This window comes from Allobosea sp., from assembly GCF_035999205.1.
Lineage (GTDB): Bacteria > Pseudomonadota > Alphaproteobacteria > Rhizobiales > Beijerinckiaceae > Allobosea.
This window is the reverse complement of sequence record NZ_DASYHA010000025.1, coordinates 153,134-171,083: the sequence shown is the minus strand read 5'-3', so window position 1 is coordinate 171,083 and position 17,950 is coordinate 153,134. Positions and strand designations below refer to the sequence as shown.

The 17,950-nt window shown below is 65.8% G+C and carries 19 protein-coding genes; 12 read left to right on the top strand and 7 right to left on the bottom strand.

The genetic code is table 11. The features are described from left to right. Position 1 precedes the first annotated feature (1 nt). Positions 2 to 211, bottom strand: a complete 210-nt coding sequence (locus VGN82_RS16220) for a DUF2842 domain-containing protein (protein ID WP_327528077.1) — start codon at positions 209 to 211, stop codon at positions 2 to 4. 128 nt (positions 212 to 339) lie between these two features. Here VGN82_RS16220 and VGN82_RS16215 point away from each other — a divergent pair, with 128 nt between their 5' ends. Then, positions 340 to 1,407, top strand: a complete 1,068-nt coding sequence (locus VGN82_RS16215) for a COX15/CtaA family protein (RefSeq protein ID WP_327528076.1) — start codon at positions 340 to 342, stop codon at positions 1,405 to 1,407. 149 nt (positions 1,408 to 1,556) lie between these two features. Here the strand turns inward: VGN82_RS16215 and VGN82_RS16210 are convergent, their stop codons facing one another. Together VGN82_RS16210 and VGN82_RS16205 are read right to left on the bottom strand one after the other, a co-directional pair. Further along, positions 1,557 to 2,834: an O-acetylhomoserine aminocarboxypropyltransferase gene (locus tag VGN82_RS16210; RefSeq protein ID WP_327528075.1), complete on the bottom strand. Its 1,278-nt coding sequence runs from the start codon at positions 2,832 to 2,834 to the stop codon at positions 1,557 to 1,559. A gap of 72 nt (positions 2,835 to 2,906) precedes the next feature. Further along, a complete protein-coding gene (locus VGN82_RS16205; RefSeq protein ID WP_327528074.1) occupies positions 2,907 to 4,139 on the bottom strand; it encodes an FAD-dependent oxidoreductase in 1,233 nt (410 codons plus the stop codon). 168 nt (positions 4,140 to 4,307) lie between these two features. Between VGN82_RS16205 and VGN82_RS16200 the strand changes: the two genes are divergently transcribed. Further along, entirely contained in the window at positions 4,308 to 5,015 is a 708-nt protein-coding gene (locus tag VGN82_RS16200; protein WP_327528073.1) for a hypothetical protein, read from the top strand. Positions 5,016 to 5,033: 18 nt separating this feature from the next. On the opposite strand, the gene VGN82_RS16195 is transcribed toward VGN82_RS16200, so the two are convergent. Further along, positions 5,034 to 5,564: a CoA-binding protein gene (locus VGN82_RS16195; RefSeq protein ID WP_327528072.1), complete on the bottom strand. Its 531-nt coding sequence runs from the start codon at positions 5,562 to 5,564 to the stop codon at positions 5,034 to 5,036. Between the two features lie 148 nt (positions 5,565 to 5,712). Between VGN82_RS16195 and VGN82_RS16190 the strand changes: the two genes are divergently transcribed. Continuing rightward, positions 5,713 to 6,147, top strand: a complete 435-nt coding sequence (locus VGN82_RS16190) for a hypothetical protein (RefSeq protein ID WP_327528071.1) — start codon at positions 5,713 to 5,715, stop codon at positions 6,145 to 6,147. Positions 6,148 to 6,225: 78 nt separating this feature from the next. On the opposite strand, the gene VGN82_RS16185 is transcribed toward VGN82_RS16190, so the two are convergent. After that, positions 6,226 to 7,059 (bottom strand): enoyl-CoA hydratase, encoded by an 834-nt coding sequence (locus VGN82_RS16185; RefSeq protein ID WP_414644307.1) that lies wholly within the window; start codon positions 7,057 to 7,059, stop codon positions 6,226 to 6,228. Positions 7,060 to 7,176: 117 nt separating this feature from the next. On the opposite strand from VGN82_RS16185, the gene VGN82_RS16180 reads away from it, so the two are divergent. The 8 genes from VGN82_RS16180 to argC all read left to right on the top strand — a co-directional run bounded on the left by VGN82_RS16180 (position 7,177) and on the right by argC (position 12,976). Then, positions 7,177 to 7,593: a PaaI family thioesterase gene (locus tag VGN82_RS16180; RefSeq protein ID WP_327528070.1), complete on the top strand. Its 417-nt coding sequence runs from the start codon at positions 7,177 to 7,179 to the stop codon at positions 7,591 to 7,593. 12 nt (positions 7,594 to 7,605) lie between these two features. Continuing rightward, positions 7,606 to 8,358, top strand: coding sequence for a sulfite exporter TauE/SafE family protein (locus VGN82_RS16175; RefSeq protein ID WP_327528069.1), 753 nt, complete (start codon positions 7,606 to 7,608; stop codon positions 8,356 to 8,358). A gap of 183 nt (positions 8,359 to 8,541) precedes the next feature. Then, a complete protein-coding gene (gene rplM / locus VGN82_RS16170) occupies positions 8,542 to 9,003 on the top strand; it encodes a 50S ribosomal protein L13 (protein ID WP_327528068.1) in 462 nt (153 codons plus the stop codon). A gap of 2 nt (positions 9,004 to 9,005) precedes the next feature. Further along, a complete protein-coding gene (rpsI, locus tag VGN82_RS16165) occupies positions 9,006 to 9,485 on the top strand; it encodes a 30S ribosomal protein S9 (RefSeq protein WP_327528067.1) in 480 nt (159 codons plus the stop codon). Between the two features lie 97 nt (positions 9,486 to 9,582). Further along, positions 9,583 to 10,335 (top strand): SDR family oxidoreductase, encoded by a 753-nt coding sequence (locus VGN82_RS16160; RefSeq protein ID WP_327528066.1) that lies wholly within the window; start codon positions 9,583 to 9,585, stop codon positions 10,333 to 10,335. 55 nt (positions 10,336 to 10,390) lie between these two features. Continuing rightward, complete coding sequence (locus VGN82_RS16155) at positions 10,391 to 10,672, top strand: hypothetical protein (protein ID WP_327528065.1); 282 nt, start codon at positions 10,391 to 10,393, stop codon at positions 10,670 to 10,672. 30 nt (positions 10,673 to 10,702) lie between these two features. Next, positions 10,703 to 11,659, top strand: coding sequence for an agmatinase (gene speB / locus VGN82_RS16150; RefSeq protein ID WP_327528064.1), 957 nt, complete (start codon positions 10,703 to 10,705; stop codon positions 11,657 to 11,659). Positions 11,660 to 12,040: 381 nt separating this feature from the next. Continuing rightward, positions 12,041 to 12,976 (top strand): N-acetyl-gamma-glutamyl-phosphate reductase, encoded by a 936-nt coding sequence (gene argC, locus VGN82_RS16145; protein ID WP_327528063.1) that lies wholly within the window; start codon positions 12,041 to 12,043, stop codon positions 12,974 to 12,976. Positions 12,977 to 13,056: 80 nt separating this feature from the next. Here argC and VGN82_RS16140 read toward each other — a convergent pair whose 3' ends face one another. Beyond that, complete coding sequence (locus VGN82_RS16140; protein WP_327528062.1) at positions 13,057 to 13,905, bottom strand: fumarylacetoacetate hydrolase family protein; 849 nt, start codon at positions 13,903 to 13,905, stop codon at positions 13,057 to 13,059. A 426-nt stretch (positions 13,906 to 14,331) separates the two neighbouring features. Between VGN82_RS16140 and VGN82_RS16135 the strand changes: the two genes are divergently transcribed. Then, positions 14,332 to 15,672: an OmpP1/FadL family transporter gene (locus VGN82_RS16135; protein WP_327528061.1), complete on the top strand. Its 1,341-nt coding sequence runs from the start codon at positions 14,332 to 14,334 to the stop codon at positions 15,670 to 15,672. Positions 15,673 to 16,099: 427 nt separating this feature from the next. On the opposite strand, the gene phaC is transcribed toward VGN82_RS16135, so the two are convergent. Then, on the bottom strand, positions 16,100 to 17,923 hold the full coding sequence (phaC, locus tag VGN82_RS16130; RefSeq protein ID WP_327528060.1) for a class I poly(R)-hydroxyalkanoic acid synthase: 1,824 nt from the start codon (positions 17,921 to 17,923) through the stop codon (positions 16,100 to 16,102). Between the last annotated feature and the right edge of the window lie 27 nt (positions 17,924 to 17,950).

Sequence of the window (17,950 nt, the reverse complement as noted above, 5' to 3'; positions counted from 1 at the left end):
TCTACGCCCCGTCCTTCCGCTCCATCCAGCGGATCAGCGGCAGCAATGGCAGAACCCAGGCGAGGCCGAGCGCGATATAGGCGATGGTCTGGACGAGCTTCGGTGCCTCGGTGATCCGCCCCTGTGCCAAGGCCATTGCGACGAGCGCGTAGACGCAGACGAAGATCAGGATCGCGACGGTGCCGATCAACTTGCGGTGGGTCTGTTTCATCACGCGATCTCCAAACGCTCCAAGGCCTGCGGCAATGCGGGCGTTGTCTTGGCCCCGGCGCGCGGACTATCTGTCACCTGCCAACGCGCTTGTGAAGCGTATCCGATGCGACCGAAGGCCCCGCTTCCGTGACGATTACCATTGAAAAGCCCGCTCCGATCATCCTGCAGGGCGGGAAACATGCCGGCATCCGGCGCTGGCTCTGGGCCGTAGCGCTGCTCGTCTTCGTCATGGTCGTCGTCGGCGGCGCGACGCGGCTGACGGGCTCGGGCCTCTCCATCACCGAATGGAAGCCGATCACCGGCGCACTCCCGCCGCTCTCCGCCGAGAGCTGGGCGAGCGAATTCGCGAAGTACCGCGAAAGCCCGCAATACAAGCTCCTGAACGAGGGCATGAGCCTCGGCGAGTTCCAGTTCATCTACTGGTGGGAATGGGGCCATCGCCAGCTCGGCCGCTTCATCGGGCTGGTCTATCTGCTTGGGTTCCTGGTGGTGGCTGCCCGCCGGCTGCTGCCTTGGCGGTCGACGCTGGTCCTGTTCGGCATGGGGCTGCTGCTCGGCCTGCAGGGCACGATCGGCTGGATCATGGTGGCGTCGGGGTTGCAGCCGGGCATGGTCGCGGTCGCTCCTGTGAAGCTCACGCTGCACCTGACCTTCGCTGGGCTGTTCTTCGCCTCGGTGATCGCCTTCGCGACCTGGCTGACGCCGCCGCGGCACAAGGAGGCGAGCGGCGGGCGCGGCTTCGCCATGGCGCTGCTCATCGTCCTCTTCGTCCAGATCGCGCTCGGCGGCCTCGTCGCCGGCTCCAAGGCGGGTATGACCTACAACACCTGGCCGCTGATGGATGGCGCGCTGGTACCGCCCGCCGCGAACCTCTTCGCCTCGCAGCTGCCGCTATGGGAGAACTTCGTCGACAACCCGGTGCTGGTGCAGTTCAACCACCGCCTCGGCGCCTATCTCTTGCTGGGGCTGGCGCTCTGGCATGCGCTGGCGATGCGCCGGGCCGCGCCGGGTGCGGGCGCGGCGAAACGCGCGACGGTGATCGCCGGCCTGACGCTGGCGCAGGCCGCGCTCGGCATCGTCACGCTTCTTCTGGTCGTGCCGCTATGGGCGGGCCTCGCGCATCAGGCGCTGGCTTTCCTCGTGCTGGCGATGGGCGTGGTGCATGTGACGCGGACGCGCGGAGCGGGTGGCTGAGCGCCGGCCGTCTTTAACATCCGCGCGTCATCCCGAACGCAGCGAAGCGAAGGTCCGGGATCCATCGTAGGGAACTGCGCTCTACGATGAATCACTGAGCTGCGTCGGTTCGCGACTTGTCCGGGATGACGGCGCTGATGTTGGTTCGCTCAACCCAGCGCCTGGTTGAGATCGTCGATCAGATCCTGCACGTCTTCCAGCCCGATCGACAGGCGGATCACCTGCGGCCCGGCGCCGGACGCTGTCTTTTGCTCGTCCGAGAGCTGGCGATGGGTCGTCGAGGCCGGGTGGATCACCAGCGAGCGCGTGTCGCCGATATTGGCGAGATGCGAGAACAGCTTGAGATCGGTGACGAGCTTGACGCCGGCGTCGTAGCCGCCCTTCAGCCCGAAGGTGAAGACCGCGCCCGATCCCTTGGGCGAATAGCGCTTGGCGAGCTCGTGGTACTTGTCTCCGGGCAGGCCGGGATAGCTGACCCATTCCACCGCCGGATGCTTCGACAGATGCGTCGCGATCCAGAGCGCGCTGTCGCAATGGCGCTGCATGCGCAGGGGCAGCGTCTCGATGCCCGTCAGGATCATGAAGGCGTTGAAGGGCGAGAGTGCCGGGCCCATGTCGCGCAGGCCGAGCACGCGTGTCGCGATGGCGAAGGCGAAGTTACCGAAGGTCTCGCCCAGCACCATGCCGTTATATTCCGGCCGCGGCTTGGACAGCATCGGGTAGCGCTCGTCGCCGACCCAGTTGAACGAGCCGCCATCGACGATGATGCCGCCGATCGAGTTGCCGTGGCCGCCCAGGAATTTGGTCAGCGAATGCACGACGATGTCAGCGCCATGCTCGAAGGGCCGGATCAGGTAGGGCGTGGCCATCGTGTTGTCGACGATGAGCGGGATGTTGTGCTTCTTGGCGATCTTCGAGATGCCGGCGATGTCGACGATGACGCCGCCCGGATTGGCGATGGATTCGATGAAGATCGCCTTGGTCTTCGGTGTCACCGCCGCCGCGAAGGCGTCCAGATCATCCGAATCGGCCCAGATCACGTTCCAGCCGAAGTTCTTGTAGGAGTGGTTGAACTGGTTGATCGAGCCGCCATAGAGCTTTCGCGCGGCGACGAACTCGTCGCCCGGCTGCAGCAGGGCATGGAAGCAGAGGAACTCGGCCGCATGGCCCGACGCGACGGCGAGCGCCGCCGTGCCGCCCTCCAGCGCCGCGACGCGCTCTTCCAGAACGGCGTTGGTGGGATTGCCGATGCGGGAATAGATGTTGCCGAAGGCCTGCAGCCCGAACAGGGAGGCGGCATGGTCGACATCGTCGAAGACGAAGGACGTGGTCTGGTAGATCGGCGTGGCGCGCGCGCCGGTCGCCGCATCGGGTGCGGCGCCTGCATGGATGGCGAGCGTATGGAAGCCGGGCGCGCGGTCAGTCATCGATTACTCCCTGCGATCTTCTGAATGCGAGACATTGCGTTCGTTTTATCGAACGCTCCGGAGGGCGTCAATTCAGGGGCGAGGCGCAAGATCAGGCCCGATATGCTCCGGCCGCACGCCCATTCCGACGAGCCTTGCGGGCAAGCGGCGCAGAAGCGGCCACTGGTCGAACAGCCGAACCAGCAGGGGTGGGCCGAGCGGCGCATCGCTCTCGGAGCGGGCGAGCAGCGGCGAGATGATGCGGTTCTGCGCGATCACCTGGATGCGTTGCGTCGCCTTGGTCGGGAACTCGCGTCGCTCCTGCACGGCCGCGAGATCGGCGTCGGTCAGGCGCTTCTCGCGCAGGGGAGCGGCGAGGCGATTGGCCGTCGCGACCGCATCCTGAACGGCGAGATTGACGCCTACTCCGCCGATCGGCGACATCGCATGGGCCGCGTCCCCGATGCAGAGCAGCCCGGGCCGCCACCATTTATCGAGCCGGTCGACGGCGACCGTCAGGAGCTTGATCTCTTCCCAGTCTTCGATCGCCTGCATGCGCCCGGCGAGCCAGGGCGCCATTCTGACGACGCTATCGCGGAAGGAGGGCAGCCCCGCCGCTTGCAGGGCCGCAAACTTGCCTTTCGGAATGACGAAGGCGCTTTGCCAGTAGTCGCCGCGGTCGAGCGTCACCAGGAGCCGGCCATTCGCGACCTGCCCACCGGTCTGGCCGGGGTCGTCCGGCAGCTTCGGCAACCGGAACCAGAGCACGTCCATCGGCGCGCCGATATCGATTCCTTTCAGCCCCGATGCGGCGCGGATGTCGGAGCGGCGTCCATCCGCCGCGACGACGAGGTCGGCCCGGATCGAGAAGGGGCCGGCGCCGTCATGGCCGGTGAGGCCGGTGACCTTGCCGGCCTGTTCGATCAGACCCTCGGCCTTGGCGCTCATCATCAAGGTGAAGCGTGGCTGCTCGCGTCCGCGATCGGCCAGGAAGTCGAGGAAATCCCATTGCGGCATCATCGCGACGAAAGGAGCGGCCACGGGCAGATGCGAAAAATCCGCGAACTGGATCGTCTCGTCGCCGAAGCGCATGGCGATGTTCGAGACGGCGGAGTGCGGCAGCTTCAGGAAGTCCTCGAGCAGTCCGAGCTCGTGCATCACCTGCATCGTCGAGGGATGGATCGTGTCGCCGCGGAAGTCGCGCAGGAAGTCCGCATGCTTCTCCAGCACGATCACGTCGACGCCGGCCCGCGCCAGCAGGAAGCCGAGCATCATCCCGGCGGGGCCGCCGCCGGCAATGCAGCAGGTGGTCGAGATCTCGGACATCGGCGCGTCTCCTCGCCCCACTCTGGTCGCCTTGGCATGCGGTACCGCGAGGCTGGCAAAGATCGGCCGGCCTTGCCAGCCATAATCGGCCATGCGATTCCGGATTCTGACGCAAGGTCACCGCGCCGGTCGCGGCTCCCTGTTCAGGGAAAGTGCAGGGGGAAGCCGATGCCTGGGCCGATCGCGGATGACAGGAAGGCATTCGACGAGTTCACCGCTAGGATGATGCTCGGCGGTGCCCGCGGGATCATGGATGAATATGCCCGTGAGATCTTCGATCTGTGGTTCAGCGGCAATGCGCCGGACGAGGTGATCTTCGACAACCCGAAATGGGCCGAATACATGAAGGCCGATAAAGGCCTCGAGAAGATCATCGACGACCACGTCTTCAGATACGCGAAGCTCGTCAGAGACGAAGCGCTGCGCGGCGGCAAGATCCATCCGGACGGCCGGATCGACCTGAAGTTCCAGCCCTACAAGCTTCAGTTTCACGGCGAGGTTGGCACCCAGACCGGCGGCTACAATACCGGCTACGCGGTGCTCCACGGCTCCCACCGGGCCGCCGGCGATTTCCAGATATCCGGCACGATCTCGATCGAGCAGGCTTCGTTGAAGACGCCGAACCTGACGGTGAAGTACACCAACAACGTCCTCGCCTTTAACGACATCGTCGACCCGAACTATCAGTATGGCAGCGACGCCACGTTCGACCGGCTGGCCCGGAACATGACGCGGGCGATGGGGCAGCGACCGCCGAAGGACTACATCTTACGGATTGTCTGGCGTGAGGCCGGGCCCTGGGTCTACGAAATCCCGGTCGAGCCGCCGAAGAATGGCGCGGACTGGCTGAAACCCTATCCGCGCGGCTTCAAGTAAGGCCGCGGGCTCGGCGGATCACGTCCCCGGCCGGTTGATCGTCAGCTTCTGGAAGCCCTTGCCGGCGAGCGCGGGCTTCTTCGACGACAGAATCCGCGAATTGATGCCCTGCCAGCCGATCTCCCCCGAGAGCCGGCCGTATTCGATCTTGGGGCAGCGGTTCATGATCACGGTCAGGCCCTTCGCCTCGGCCCGCGCGGCCGCCTCGTCATTGCGCACCGAAAGCTGCATCCAGATCACCTTGGGCAGGGGATCGAGCGAAAGAGCCTCGTCGGTGATTGGCCCGGCCGCCTCGGAGTTGCGGAAGATCTCGACCATGTCGATCGCGCCGGGAATCTCCTTCAGCGAGCCATAGACCGTCCTGCCCAGCAGAGTCTGGCCCGCGAGGCCCGGATTGACCGGAATGACGTCGTAGTCGCGGTCGAGCAGGTACTTGGTCACGATCCAGCTCGGCCGGGCCTCATTGGCGGAGGCGCCGACGAGCGCGATGCGCTTCGTCTCGCGCAGGATGCGACGGATCAGCGCATCATCATAAGAGTCGTGGTTCAACGCGATTCACCCAGGGAAATCATAATGATATCAAGGCGCTCATCGACGAGGTGAAGTGGTCGCATCATAGCATCGCCATGCTTTCGTGCTTACCTGACGAAACGGGGATGGGCCCCGGCGTGCCACTGCTGAGAAAGGAGTGCCTGCCATGTGCGACTACAGCCTGCATCATGTGATGTCCACTCCCGCCAAGGTCGGCGACGAGTTGGTTTCGACCAGCTTCGCCCAATCGAGCACCCGCGGCTTCTGCGCCGTCGGGCAGCCCGACGTAGCCGTCTGCGTCCTGCCGGGCACCGAGCTGGCCTTCCACGCCGACATCGAATGCGACCGCGGCCTGGGCCTGCTGCCCAATCGCAGGATCGCAGCGAGGGTGGCGCGGTTCCGCCAGATCGACCTCGACAAGCCCTGCGTGCATCACGACGCGCTCGAATTGCCCGACGGCAAGATCGTCATGGTCACGACGCTGGTGGAGGGACAGCGCCTCACGGTGCTGCAACTGCCGGCCGTGCCGCAGCCTGAAGGCGAGGCGAAGGCCGTGCCGCAGGAGCGGGAAGATGTGAGGCCGCAGACCGAAACGGTCTGAGAACGGTCGACTGGTCCGCGCCGGCCCATGGACCGGCGCGGCGCCGCCTGACAGGATTCTCCTGCCGGGCTTTTGCTTTCAGGGTTCTTGCCACACCGGCGCGCGCTTCTCGACGAATGCCCCGATGCCCTCCTCGGCATCGCGCGCCAGCATGTTCTCGACCATGACCGCACTGGCATGGTCGTAGGCCGCAGCCAGGCCCATCTCGCGCTGCTCGTAGAAGGCGCGCTTGCCGACCCGGACCGTCGCGGGCGATTTCGAGGCGATCACGGCGGCGAGCCGCTGCGCCTCGGCGAGCGCGCCGCCCGCTGGCACGACGCGGTTGACCAACCCCATCCGGGCTGCTTCGTCAGCCGGTACCATCTCGCCGAGCAGCAGCATCTCCATCGCATGCTTGGCGGAAAGATTGCGGGTCAGCGCCACCATCGGCGTCGAGCAGAACAGGCCGATATGGACGCCGGGCGTGCAGAAGCGTGCTGCCTCGCCCGCGATGGCGAGATCGCAACTCGCGACGAGCTGGCAGCCGGCCGCGGTCGCCGTGCCCTCAACCGCCGCGACGACCGGCTGGGGCAGGGCGGTGATCTGCTGCATGACGGCCGAGCAGCGGCCGAGGATCTCGGCGAAATAGGCGCGTCCTCGGTCCGGATCGGCACGATGGGCGCTCATCTCCTTGAGATCGTGGCCGGCACTGAAGACCGGGCCTTCCGCGGCCAGAACCACCGCCTTGATGGCTCGATCGCCCGCGATGGCGGTGAAGGCTTCGCCTAGCGCTGCCAGCATCGCCTCGCTCAGCGGGTTGCGGGACTGCGGCCGGTTGAGCGTCAGCGTCGCGACACCTGCGTTGTCCTCGCGCCGAAGCACGGCGGCGGCGTCTGGCTTGTGATGGACGTTCATGGCGGCAACCTCGGGCATTCTGCTTTGCGTTTTGACGTATTGTCGGGCGCGCTCCCGCATGCTGCAAGGGGCATCTCCTCATTCCAGCCTGCGCCGGCGCCCCTCCATGAGCATCTGCCCGACATGACGACCCGCATGACCGCTTCGCAGCTCGAGGCCTATCTCGACGAGGTTTTCCCGCAGCTCCATGTCGGCGGGCGCACCTACTTCGTCGAGGAGGTCGGGCCGATGACCGCCCGCATGCGCTGCGACTACCACGAGAAGCATCTGCGCCCGGGTGGCACGATCTCCGGCCCGACCATGATGGCGCTCGCCGATCTCGCCCTCTACGCCGCGATCCTCGGCCAGATCGGCCCGGTCGCCCTGGCCGTGACCACGAGCCTGAGCTTCAACTTCTTGCGCAAGCCCGGCAAGGCCGCGCTGATCGGCGAGGCGAAGCTGCTCAAGCTCGGCAAGCGGCTGGCGGTGGGGGAGGTCTCACTGTACTCGCAGGGCGAGACCGAGATGGTCTGCCACGCGACCGGCACCTATTCGATCCCCTCCGAGCGCTAGCGGAAACGTCGGATGGCCGCCGACGTGACTCTGCTTCAATATGCGCTCGTCGGCTTCGCCTCGCTTCTGGCCTCGGTCGTCGGCGGCGTCGCCGGCTATGGCACGGGGCTCTTGCTGCCGCCGGTTCTGATCCCGCTGATCGGCGCGGAAGCCGTCGTTCCCGTGATCGGCCTGTCTGCGCTGGCCACCAATGGCAGCCGGCTGATTGCCTTCCGCCAGCATCTCGACTGGCGCCGGGCTGGCATCGTCTCGCTCTTCGCTCTGCCGTTCTCTGCGCTCGGCGCCTACGGCTACACCCTGCTGTCGGGGCCGGGCGCAATGCTGCTGATCGGGCTCGTGCTGATCGTGCTGGTGCCGGCACGACGGCTGCTGGCACGCCGGCACGGCCATCTGACCGACAAGGGACTCGCGCTCGCGAGCGGGGGCTATGGCCTTCTCGTCGGCGGCACATCCGGTTCGGGCGTGTTCCTGATCTCGATGCTGCTCGCGGCGGGGCTCTCCGGCATGGCGGTGATCGCGACCGATGCGGCGATCTCGCTGCCGGTCGGCATCGTCAAGTCGGCCGTCTTCCTCTGGCAGGGCGCGCTGCCCCTGTCGGCCTGGATCATGGCGGGCGTGATCGGGCTTTGCGCCATTCCCGGCGCCTTCCTCGCCAGGCGGCTGACCGGCGGCCTTTCGCTGGCGGCCCATGCCTGGATCCTCGACGGCGTCGTGATCCTCGGCGGAGCGCTCGTTGTCCTGCAGGCCCTTCGCCATCTCGGTTAGATTCCGATATGCGGTATCAAGATACCTCTTCTTCTATCGCATTTAAATTTATGCGGTTTTTTCGCAAAGTGCCGCGCCATGAGCGATTGACATGAAGGCAGGGCGCGACTATCCACCGCCCCACATCGCCGCCGGTCTCCGGCGGCTTGTCGTTTTTTCTCAAGCCACCGAAGGGGTGCCGCGATGAAGACCATCTCGCTCAAGCCCGCCGATGTCGAAAAGAAATGGGTTGTGATCGACGCCTCCGGGCTCGTCGTCGGCCGTCTCGCCTCCGTTGTGGCGATGCGTCTGCGCGGCAAGCACAAGGCCGCCTACACCCCCCATGTCGACTGCGGCGACAACATCATCGTCATCAATGCCGAGAAGGTCGTTCTGACTGGCCGCAAGCGCGACCAGAAGAACTACTATCACCACACCGGCTATGCCGGCGGCATCAAGGAGCGTTCGGCCAAGTTCATTCTCGAGGGCCGCTTCCCTGAGCGCATCGTCGAGAAGGCCGTCGAGCGCATGCTGCCCCGCGGCCCGCTGTTCCGCCAGATCCTCGGCAACCTGCGCGTCTACAAGGGCGCCGAGCACCCCCACGCAGCCCAGTCGCCGGAGACGCTCGACGTCGCCGCGCTCAACAGCAAGAATGCGAGGGTCTGACCATGGCTGAAGTTCTCCAGTCTCTCGCCGATCTCGGCGGCGTCAAGACCGCGCAGGCCGAGGCCGCTCCGGTCCATGTCAAGAAGGTCGACGCCCAGGGCCGCGCCTATGCCACCGGCAAGCGCAAGAACGCCATCGCCCGCGTCTGGATCAAGCCCGGCACCGGCAAGATCACGGTCAACACCCGTGACCAGGAGGTGTACTTCGCGCGCCCCGTGCTGCGCATGGTCCTCCAGCAGCCGCTGATCCTGGTCGATCGCCTGACCCAGTACGACGTCGTCGTCTCGGTCAAGGGCGGCGGTCTCTCCGGCCAGGCCGGCGCGGTGCGCCACGGCATCTCCAAGGCCCTGACCTTCTATGAGCCGGAGCTGCGCAGCCCGCTCAAGAAGGAAGGCTTCCTGACCCGCGACTCGCGCGTCGTCGAGCGCAAGAAGTTCGGCAAGGCCAAGGCCCGCCGCAGCTTCCAGTTCTCGAAGCGCTGATCGTTTTCCGACGATCCGGTATGTGGAAAGGGCGGCTCGCAAGAGCCGCCCTTTTCGTATGGGATGGCTTCAACCAGAATCGAGAGGAAGCCCGCCCATGTCCCGACCCGTTCTCCTCGTCACCGGCGGCAGCCGGGGCATCGGCGCCGCGATCTGCGTGATGGCCGCGAAGCGCGGCTATGACGTTGCGGTCAACTACCAGTCCAATGCTGAAGCCGCCGAGACGGTCGTCGCAGCCTGCAAGGCCGCCGGCGCCAAGGCCGTCGCGCTCAAGGGCGATATGGCGGATGACGCCGACATCGCCCGCGTCTTTGCGGAAGCGCAGACCGCGCTCGGACCCCTGACCCACGTCGTCAACAATGCCGGCATCACCGGCCCGGCGAGCAAGCTGGCCGATGCCAATCCACAGACCATCCGCACCTGCATCGACGTCAATGTCACCGGCGCGATCCTGGTGGCGCGCGAGGCGACCCGCGCCTTGCTGGCCAATGACGCCGCGAAGGGCAGGGCGATCGTCAACATCTCCTCGATCGCGGCCGGCCTCGGCTCGGCGGACGAGTTCGTCTGGTATGCCGCCTCGAAGGGTGCGATCGATTCCCTGACGCTGGGCATGGCGAAGGAGCTCGCTCCGGCCGGGATCCGGGTCAACGCCGTTGCGCCCGGCATGACCGAGACCGACATCCACGCCATGTCCTCCGGAGAGCCAGGTCGCGTCGCTCGGATCGCCCCGTCGATCCCGCTCAGGCGCGCGGCCCATGCCGATGAGATTGCGGAGATGGTCCTGTTTGCCCTGTCCGATGCGGCCTCCTATGTCGTCGGATCGATCCTGCGCGTCGGAGGCGGGCGATAGGGTGCGTTCGGCACTTCGTGCTAAAGCCTGACGCGAGCCCGCCGACCGGAGCCCCATGCGCGTCCTCCTGATCCTGATCGCTTTCGGCATGATCGCCGTGCCGGCACTGATTGCGCTGGCGCGGCACGACCTGCCGCGAGGCCGCCGCATCTTCAATGCGTTGGTGATCTTCCTGGCGCCGGCCTTTGCGCTCGGCCTGATCCATGGCGTGCCGGAACTCGACGGCCGCGCGCTGCAGAACCCCATCGCCTGGACGACGCTACGGCTGGTCCTCTCGGGCCTCGCCCTGATCCTGCCCTGGTGCATCTATGTCTGGCTCGTCGGCTCTCGCCGCTGACCTCCGAAACCGACCGTCCGGATGACTGACATGACCGAGTACGCCGACACGCCGCCGATCGACCATGCCTTCACCGGCGACAGGCGTGGGCCGGCGCTGGACCCGACCTATGCCGGGGCGCTCTCCTTCATGCGCCGCCGCTACTCCAAGGACGTCTCCGGCTGCGATCTCGTGATCTGGGGCGTGCCCTTCGATCTCGCCGTCTCGAACCGCCCGGGCACGCGCTTCGGGCCGCAGGCGCTGCGCCGGGCCAGCGCGATCTTCGACGGCGATGCGCAGTATCCCTCCCGCATCGACCCGTTCGAGCACCTGACCGCCGTCGACTATGGCGACTGCCTGCTCCCGCGCGGCGATCTTCAGGGCTGCGCCCGTGCGATCGAGCATGAGGCGGCCGGCATCATCGCCTCCGGCGCGCATCTCGTCACGCTTGGCGGCGACCACTTCATCACGCTGCCACTGCTGCGCGCCCACGTCGCGCGCCACGGGAAGCTGGCGCTCGTGCAGTTCGACGCGCATCAGGACACCTGGGACGACGGCGTCGGCGCGATCAGCCACGGCTCCTTCGTGCTGGAGGCGGTGCGCGAAGGACTGATCGATGTCGAACGCTCGATCCAGATCGGCCTGCGCACGGTCGCGCCGCGCGATTGCGGCATCGAGGTACTCGACGCCTATTCCGCCCATGAGCTCGGCGTCGACGGCACGATCGCGCGGATCAGGCAACGGGTCGGGGAGGGGCCGGCCTACCTCACCTTCGATATCGACGCGATCGATCCCGCCTTCGCGCCGGGGACGGGCACGCCGGTCGCCGGCGGCTTCACCTCGGACGCGGCGCTGCGCATGGTCTGGGGCATCCGCGACCTCGACTTCCGCGGCATGGACGTGGTCGAAGTCTCGCCGCCCTACGACCATGCCGATGCGACCGCGATCGCGGGGTCCGCGCTGGTGCAGCACTACATCCAGGCGCTGCCGCTGAAGCTGCGCGGCTGAAACAGCGTGTGAGCAAGCGGAATCCGTTTGGCAGGGATCCGTCGCAAGCGATTCATAAGATTGGTCTCTGTCGTCGTGCTCGGGCCAGCCCCGAGCATCTCGCGAGCGGAATCCAAGGCACTTCGTTCTGCCGGAGATTGTCGGTTCGCCGCTGCGCGCCGCCCGAGAATGACGCGGCGTGATTGACACCGCGCCCTCCCTCCCTCATATCCAGCGCGATGACCACGAACCTGACCCGACGTCGCCCTGTCTCGGCCGCCCCCGCGCGACCGCGATGACGCTCGGCTTGCAGTCCGAACGCCCGCGACCGCGCCCCGAGCGCGGTTTTTTTATGCCTGAAGCCAACCAAGCATTTCGCTTTCGCACCCATCGGGGGTCCAGATGAGCCAGAATTTGAAATCGATCTTCATCGACGGCGAGGCCGGCACCACGGGCCTCGGCATCCGCGACCGGCTCGCGGCCGTGCCGGAGGTCGTCGTCAAGAGCATCGACCCCGACAAGCGCAAGGACCCGGCCGCCCGCAAGGACATGATGGCGGAGGTCGATCTCGTCGTGCTTTGCCTGCCGGACGATGCCGCGAAGGAATCGGTCGCGCTGGCCGACGAGCTTGGCGGCAACGCGCCCAAGATCGTCGATGCCGCAACGGCGCACCGCGTCGCGCCGGGCTGGATCTACGGCTTCGCCGAGCTGGAGCATGGCCACGCGTCCAAGATCGCCAACGCCAACCGGGTCGCCAATCCCGGCTGCTATCCCACCGGCGCGATCGCGCTGCTGCGGCCGCTGGTCGATGCCGGGCTGCTGCCGCAGGACCATCCGATCACGATCAATGCCGTCTCCGGCTATTCCGGCGGCGGCAAGAGCATGATCGAGGCCTATGAGGCGGGCACGGCGCCGGCCTTCGAGCTCTACGGACTCGGCCTCAAGCACAAGCACCTGCCCGAGCTGCAGGAGTATGCCCGGCTGACCCGGCGGCCGATCTTCGTTCCGTCGGTCGGCAATTTCCGCCAGGGCATGCTGGTCTCGGTGCCGCTGCATCTCGACCTGCTGCCCGGCAAGCCGAAGGCGGCGGATCTCGAAGACGCGCTGGCCGAGCACTATGCCGGTTCGACCTATGTCAGCGTCGTGCCGGCAGCTCAGGCCGGCGGCAAGCTCGAGCCTGAAGCGCTGAACGATACCAACAGGCTGGAGCTGCGCGTCTTCGGCGACGACAACTTGAAGCAGGCCGTGCTCGTCGCGAAGCTCGACAATCTCGGCAAGGGCGCCTCGGGCGCGGCCGTCCAGAACATCCGGCTGATGCTGGGCTTGCCGGAAAAGTAAGGCAGCGCGTCAGCCACGCGTTCGGGGCAACAAAAAAGGGCCGCTCGCGCGGCCCTTTCCTGTTTCGACCAGAGTGATCTTCAGCCCTGATAGGCCTTGAAGTTCTGCTGCTGCTCGCCGAGGCCTTCGATGCCGAGCTTCACGACCTCGCCGCCCTTCAGGAAGCGCGGCGGCTTGAAGCCGAGGCCGACGCCGGGAGGCGTGCCGGTGGTGATGACGTCGCCCGGATCCAGCCGCATGAACTGGCTGATATAGTGGACGAGATAGGCGCAGCCGAAGATCATCGTCTTGCTCGAGCCGTTCTGGACGCGCTCGCCGTCAACTTCGAGCCACATGGCGAGGTTCTGGACGTCCTTGACCTCGTCGGTCGTGACCAGCCAGGGGCCAAGCGGGCCGAAGGTCGGGCAGCCCTTGCCCTTGGCCCACTGGCCGCCGCGCTCGATCTGGAACTCGCGCTCTGAGACGTCGTTGCAGACGGCGAAGCCGGCGATCGCGGCAAAAGCCTTGTCCTCGGGGATGTAGGAGCCACCATCGCCGATGACGATCGCGAGCTCGACTTCCCAGTCGGTCTTCTTCGAGCCCTTCGGAATGATTACGTCGTCATTCGGGCCGACGATGCAGTTCGGGGCTTTGTTGAAGAGAATCGGCTCCTTCGGGATCTCGGCGCCGGTCTCCGCCGCATGGTCGGCGAAGTTCAGGCCGACCGCGATGAAGTTGCGGACATCGCCGACGCAGGCGCCGATCCGCGGCGAGCCGGAGACCGCCGGCAGTGATTCGGGGTCGAGTGCCCGAATTTTCGCCAGAGAGGCCGAGGTCAGAGCCTTGCCAGCGAGATCCGGGACGGCACCGGAGAGGTCGCGCACGACGCCCTTGGCATCGAGGAGGCCAGGCTTTTCCTGGCCCAGAGCACCGTAACGAAGCAGTTTCACGTGGTTTCCCCCGTTTCAAACGATCTAATTGGGCCGCAATCCTGACCGGATGGCGCGCCCAAAGACAAGCCCGTTCGCGCGCATGACGCGGCTGCCGGCCGCAGTCGGACCAATTGTTGCGTGAATGCAACGCAGTTTCGGAAAGCTCCATGCTCGCAGATTGTGCGGCACTGGCGCGATCGACGACAAAACCGGCAAAAGTCCGGATAGTTCGTATGTAAACGATCTTTTTTGATCGCGCCCGGAGCCGGCAATGCAAAAACTCGACGATTTCGGCCGATTTTAGGGTTTCCGTTTCGTAACGCGACGACGACAAGGCCGAATCGCGGCATAAGAGGCAGGATTGCGGCGGCAAACGGGTCAGGCCATGCTCGCCTGCGAACGGGGCGAAGCGGCCTCGAAGAAACGACAGACGGGATGGATTTGATGAAGGGCATCGTTCGGACAGCCGCCGCGGCCACGGTTTCAGTTGCGGCGCTTCTCGCCGCCGGCGCGGCCTCGGCGAGTTCCTTCGCCATCCGCAGCGGGCAGAGCGCAGAGGGCCTCGGCATGGCCTATGCCGGCGCCGCCTCGGGCGGTATCGGCATGGGCTCGATGGCCTGGAACCCGGCGACGATCACGATGTTCCCGGGCCGCAACAGCAACTGGAACTTCACCTATCTCCTAGCCAACGGCGACTACCAGCCGACGCGCCAGACCACGGTCGGCGGCCTGCCGATTCAGGCCCTCGGCGGCAGCCCCCTCGGTACCGGCAACATCGGCGGCGACGGCGCCTTCATCCCCGCATCCTATGGCAACTGGCAGCTCACCGATCGCTTCTGGGTCGGCTTGACCACCGGCGCGCCCTTCGGCCTGCGCTCGAAGGCGGACAACCAGTTCTATGCTGGTCAGGTCTATGGCCGTTCCGCCAAGCTCGGCTCGTACAACGTCTCGCCGACGATCGGCTACAAGGTTAATGACTGGCTCTCAGTCGGTGCGGCCTTCCAGATCCAGTATCTGAAGACCACCCTCAAGAACGCCACCGGGGCGAACATCTTCCAGGCCGTCGGCCCGGCCGCACCGAACCAGATCCTCAAGGGTGACTCGATCGACTACGGCTTCCGCGTCGGCGCGACGCTGACGCCGTGGCAGGGCACCACGATCGGTCTCGGCTATCGCTCCTCGATCCGGCAGACGCTCGAGGGCACGATCTCGACCGTGGCCGGCGTGGCGCCGATCAAGGCGAATCTGAACTTGCCCGATTCGGCGGTGTTGGGCATCTCGCAGGTCATCAACGACCAGTGGCAGGCGCACCTCGGTGTCGAATGGACGAACTGGAGCCGCTTCCGCCGCATCCCGATCGTCAGCGAGCTCAGCGGGCTTCCGATCTCGAGCCTGAACTTCCAGTATGACGACAGCTGGTATTTCAGTGGCGCGCTCGAATACAAGTACAATCAGGCCCTGACGCTGCGCGCCGGTGTCGCCTATGAGCTCTCGGCCGTGAACGACACCAACCGCACGGTGTTCATCTCCGACAATGACCGCCTCTGGCTCTCGGCCGGTGCGAGCTACCAGGTCAGCGACAAGCTGAAGCTCGACCTCGGCTACACCTACATCCATGTCAACAAGGCCACCGTGAACTATGGCGGCACCCATCCGCAGCAGGGCCCGGTCCTGTTCACTGCGGAGGCCAAGCCCTACATCCACATCCTCTCGGCCGGCCTGACCTATCGCTGGGACGACCCGACCCAGGTGATCCCGGCCCAGCCGGTGGTCCGCAAGTTCTGATGGCACGAGCCTGATCGACTGAAAAAGCCGGCCTTCGGGCCGGCTTTTTGATGCGACGTGACGGGCGGCTTGGCCGGCTCGATTGCGGGGTGGGCGCGGGCCCCAAGCGTCCGCGCGATAGACCACGTGAGGTCAATGAGCATCAGCTAGCGTTCCTGTGTTACGGCCGTGAGAAGCGATACGCCCGTGTCTGGACCGGAACAGTTCAGTTGCTTGCGCTGCGAAGCCACCATGGACGCTTCCACCGTGGTTTGCCCTGTCTGTGGAGTGCCGCGAGCGACGGGCCGTGAAAAACAGCGGGAACAGTTTCGCTTCATTCTCGCTGTGGTCGCCAGCGTAGCGATTATCGTGCTGTGGCAATGGTGGCGTGGCCTGGCCTAGCGTTCGCGATAGCGCGGGGGCCGTCAGCGCCTAATGCTGCCGCCGCTCAAGCCTTCTTCAGCACATAAGTCCCCGGCGCGTCGGCGATCGCGGGCAGCTTGCCGCTCCCCGGAACGCGGGCTGCCACCCGCTTGGGAGCCTGTTTCTCGAGCCAGGCGAACCAGTGCGGCCACCAGGATCCCGGATGCTCGCTGGCGCTCGCGATCCAGTCCTCATAGCGGCCCTCGGCCTTCCCGCCGGTCCAGTACTGGTACTTCACCTTGGTCGGCGGGTTGACCACGCCGGCGATATGGCCGGAGCCGGCGACGACATAATCGACCGGGCCGCCAAAGAACTGCGAGCCGAGGAACACGGATGGCGCGGGCGCGATGTGGTCCTCGCGCGTTGCGAGATTGTAGACTGGGATCTTGATCTTCCCGAGATCGAGCAGCTTGCCGCCGATCTTCATCTCGCCCTTGGAGAGCTTGTTCTCGAGGTAGCAGTTGCGCAGATAGAAGGAGTGGTTCGCCGCCGGCATGCGCGTCGAATCGGAGTTCCAATAGAGCAGGTCGAACGGGGTCGGCGCCTTGCCCTTGAGGTAGTTGTTGATCGCGTAGGACCAGATCAGGTCGTTGGGGCGCAGCATGTTGAAGGCGCCGGCCATCCGCGCGCCGTCGAGATAGCCGCTCTTCGTCATCTGCTCCTCGACAGAGCGGATCTGCTCTTCGTCGACAAAGACGGAGAGCTCGCCGGCCTTGGAGAAATCGACCTGCGTCGTGAAGAAGGTGGCGCTGTCGATGCGCTTATCGTTGGTCGCGGCCATGTAGGCGAGCGTCACGCCGAGAAGCGTGCCGCCGACGCAGTATCCGATTGCGCTGGCCGTCTTCTCGCCCGTAGCTTGCTCGATCGCGTCGAGCGCCGCGAAGACGCCCTCGCGCATGTAGCTCTCGAAATCCTTGGCCGCGTGGCGCTCGTCCGGGTTGACCCAGGAGATGCAGAATACGGTCAGGCCCTGGGCGACGCACCAGCGGATGAAGCTTTTCTCGGCGTTGAGGTCGAGGATGTAGAACTTGTTGATCCAGGGCGGCACGATCAGGAGCGGGCGCTTCAGCACCGTCTCGGTCGAAGGCGCGTACTGGATCAGCTCCATGATCTCGTCACGGAAGATCACCTTGCCGGGCGTCGATGCGATGTTGACGCCGATCTGGAAGGCGCCCGGGTCGGATTGGCGGATCTTGAGCTCGCCGCCGCCTGCCTCGATGTCCTCGGCCAGCATCTTCATCCCGCGGACGAGATTCTCGCCGTTCTGCCTGAGCGTCTCGCGCAGCAGTTCGGGATTGGTTGCGATGAAGTTCGACGGCGAGAGCGCGCTGGCGATCTGCTTGACGTAGAAGCGGGCCTTCTCGCGGGTGTGCGGGTCGAGATCCTCGGCCTTGTCGACCATCGATTCGGCCCAGCGCGTGCCGATCAGATAGGCCTGCTTGACGAAGTCGAACATCGGATGCGCCGACCAGTCGGGGTCGCTGAAGCGGGCGTCGCGCTTGTCGGGCTCGGCGACGGGCTTGGCCTCCTCGCCGCCGGCGCGCTTGAGCATGTTGCTCCACAGATGCAGGAAGTCGCCGGTGATCGAAGCCTGCGCCTCGATAATCTTGCGCGGGTCCGAAACCCACTTCTCGGCGACGCGGCCGAGCGTCTTGACCATCTCGCTGGCCTCGTCGGCCTGGCCACCCTTGGCTTCGCCACGCTCGATCGGCTTGAGATAGGCGGCCGTGACTTTTCCGTACTCCTCGACAAGGCGGCCCATGTTCTGCGCGAACTGGTCGAAATCCGGCATCGGCGCCTCGGTTGAGGCGGCTGCATCCGCGGGCTTCTCGTCCGCTCGCCGGTTCATCGTGTTCTCCCCATCATAACCTTTTGT

What these genes read in the sequence shown, in the direction of transcription:
- VGN82_RS16220 (WP_327528077.1), bottom strand. Translation starts at nt 211, where the DNA reads ATGAAACAGACCCACCGCAAGTTGATCGGCACCGTCGCGATCCTGATC.
- VGN82_RS16210 (WP_327528075.1), bottom strand. Translation starts at nt 2,834, where the DNA reads ATGACTGACCGCGCGCCCGGCTTCCATACGCTCGCCATCCATGCAGGC.
- VGN82_RS16205 (WP_327528074.1), bottom strand. Translation starts at nt 4,139, where the DNA reads ATGTCCGAGATCTCGACCACCTGCTGCATTGCCGGCGGCGGCCCCGCC.
- VGN82_RS16200 (WP_327528073.1), top strand. Translation starts at nt 4,308, where the DNA reads ATGCCTGGGCCGATCGCGGATGACAGGAAGGCATTCGACGAGTTCACC.
- VGN82_RS16190 (WP_327528071.1), top strand. Translation starts at nt 5,713, where the DNA reads ATGTGCGACTACAGCCTGCATCATGTGATGTCCACTCCCGCCAAGGTC.
- VGN82_RS16185 (WP_414644307.1), bottom strand. Translation starts at nt 7,059, where the DNA reads ATGCCCGAGGTTGCCGCCATGAACGTCCATCACAAGCCAGACGCCGCC.
- VGN82_RS16180 (WP_327528070.1), top strand. Translation starts at nt 7,177, where the DNA reads ATGACCGCTTCGCAGCTCGAGGCCTATCTCGACGAGGTTTTCCCGCAG.
- VGN82_RS16175 (WP_327528069.1), top strand. Translation starts at nt 7,606, where the DNA reads ATGGCCGCCGACGTGACTCTGCTTCAATATGCGCTCGTCGGCTTCGCC.
- rplM (WP_327528068.1), top strand. Translation starts at nt 8,542, where the DNA reads ATGAAGACCATCTCGCTCAAGCCCGCCGATGTCGAAAAGAAATGGGTT.
- rpsI (WP_327528067.1), top strand. Translation starts at nt 9,006, where the DNA reads ATGGCTGAAGTTCTCCAGTCTCTCGCCGATCTCGGCGGCGTCAAGACC.
- VGN82_RS16160 (WP_327528066.1), top strand. Translation starts at nt 9,583, where the DNA reads ATGTCCCGACCCGTTCTCCTCGTCACCGGCGGCAGCCGGGGCATCGGC.
- VGN82_RS16155 (WP_327528065.1), top strand. Translation starts at nt 10,391, where the DNA reads ATGCGCGTCCTCCTGATCCTGATCGCTTTCGGCATGATCGCCGTGCCG.
- speB (WP_327528064.1), top strand. Translation starts at nt 10,703, where the DNA reads ATGACCGAGTACGCCGACACGCCGCCGATCGACCATGCCTTCACCGGC.
- argC (WP_327528063.1), top strand. Translation starts at nt 12,041, where the DNA reads ATGAGCCAGAATTTGAAATCGATCTTCATCGACGGCGAGGCCGGCACC.
- VGN82_RS16135 (WP_327528061.1), top strand. Translation starts at nt 14,332, where the DNA reads ATGAAGGGCATCGTTCGGACAGCCGCCGCGGCCACGGTTTCAGTTGCG.
- phaC (WP_327528060.1), bottom strand. Translation starts at nt 17,923, where the DNA reads ATGAACCGGCGAGCGGACGAGAAGCCCGCGGATGCAGCCGCCTCAACC.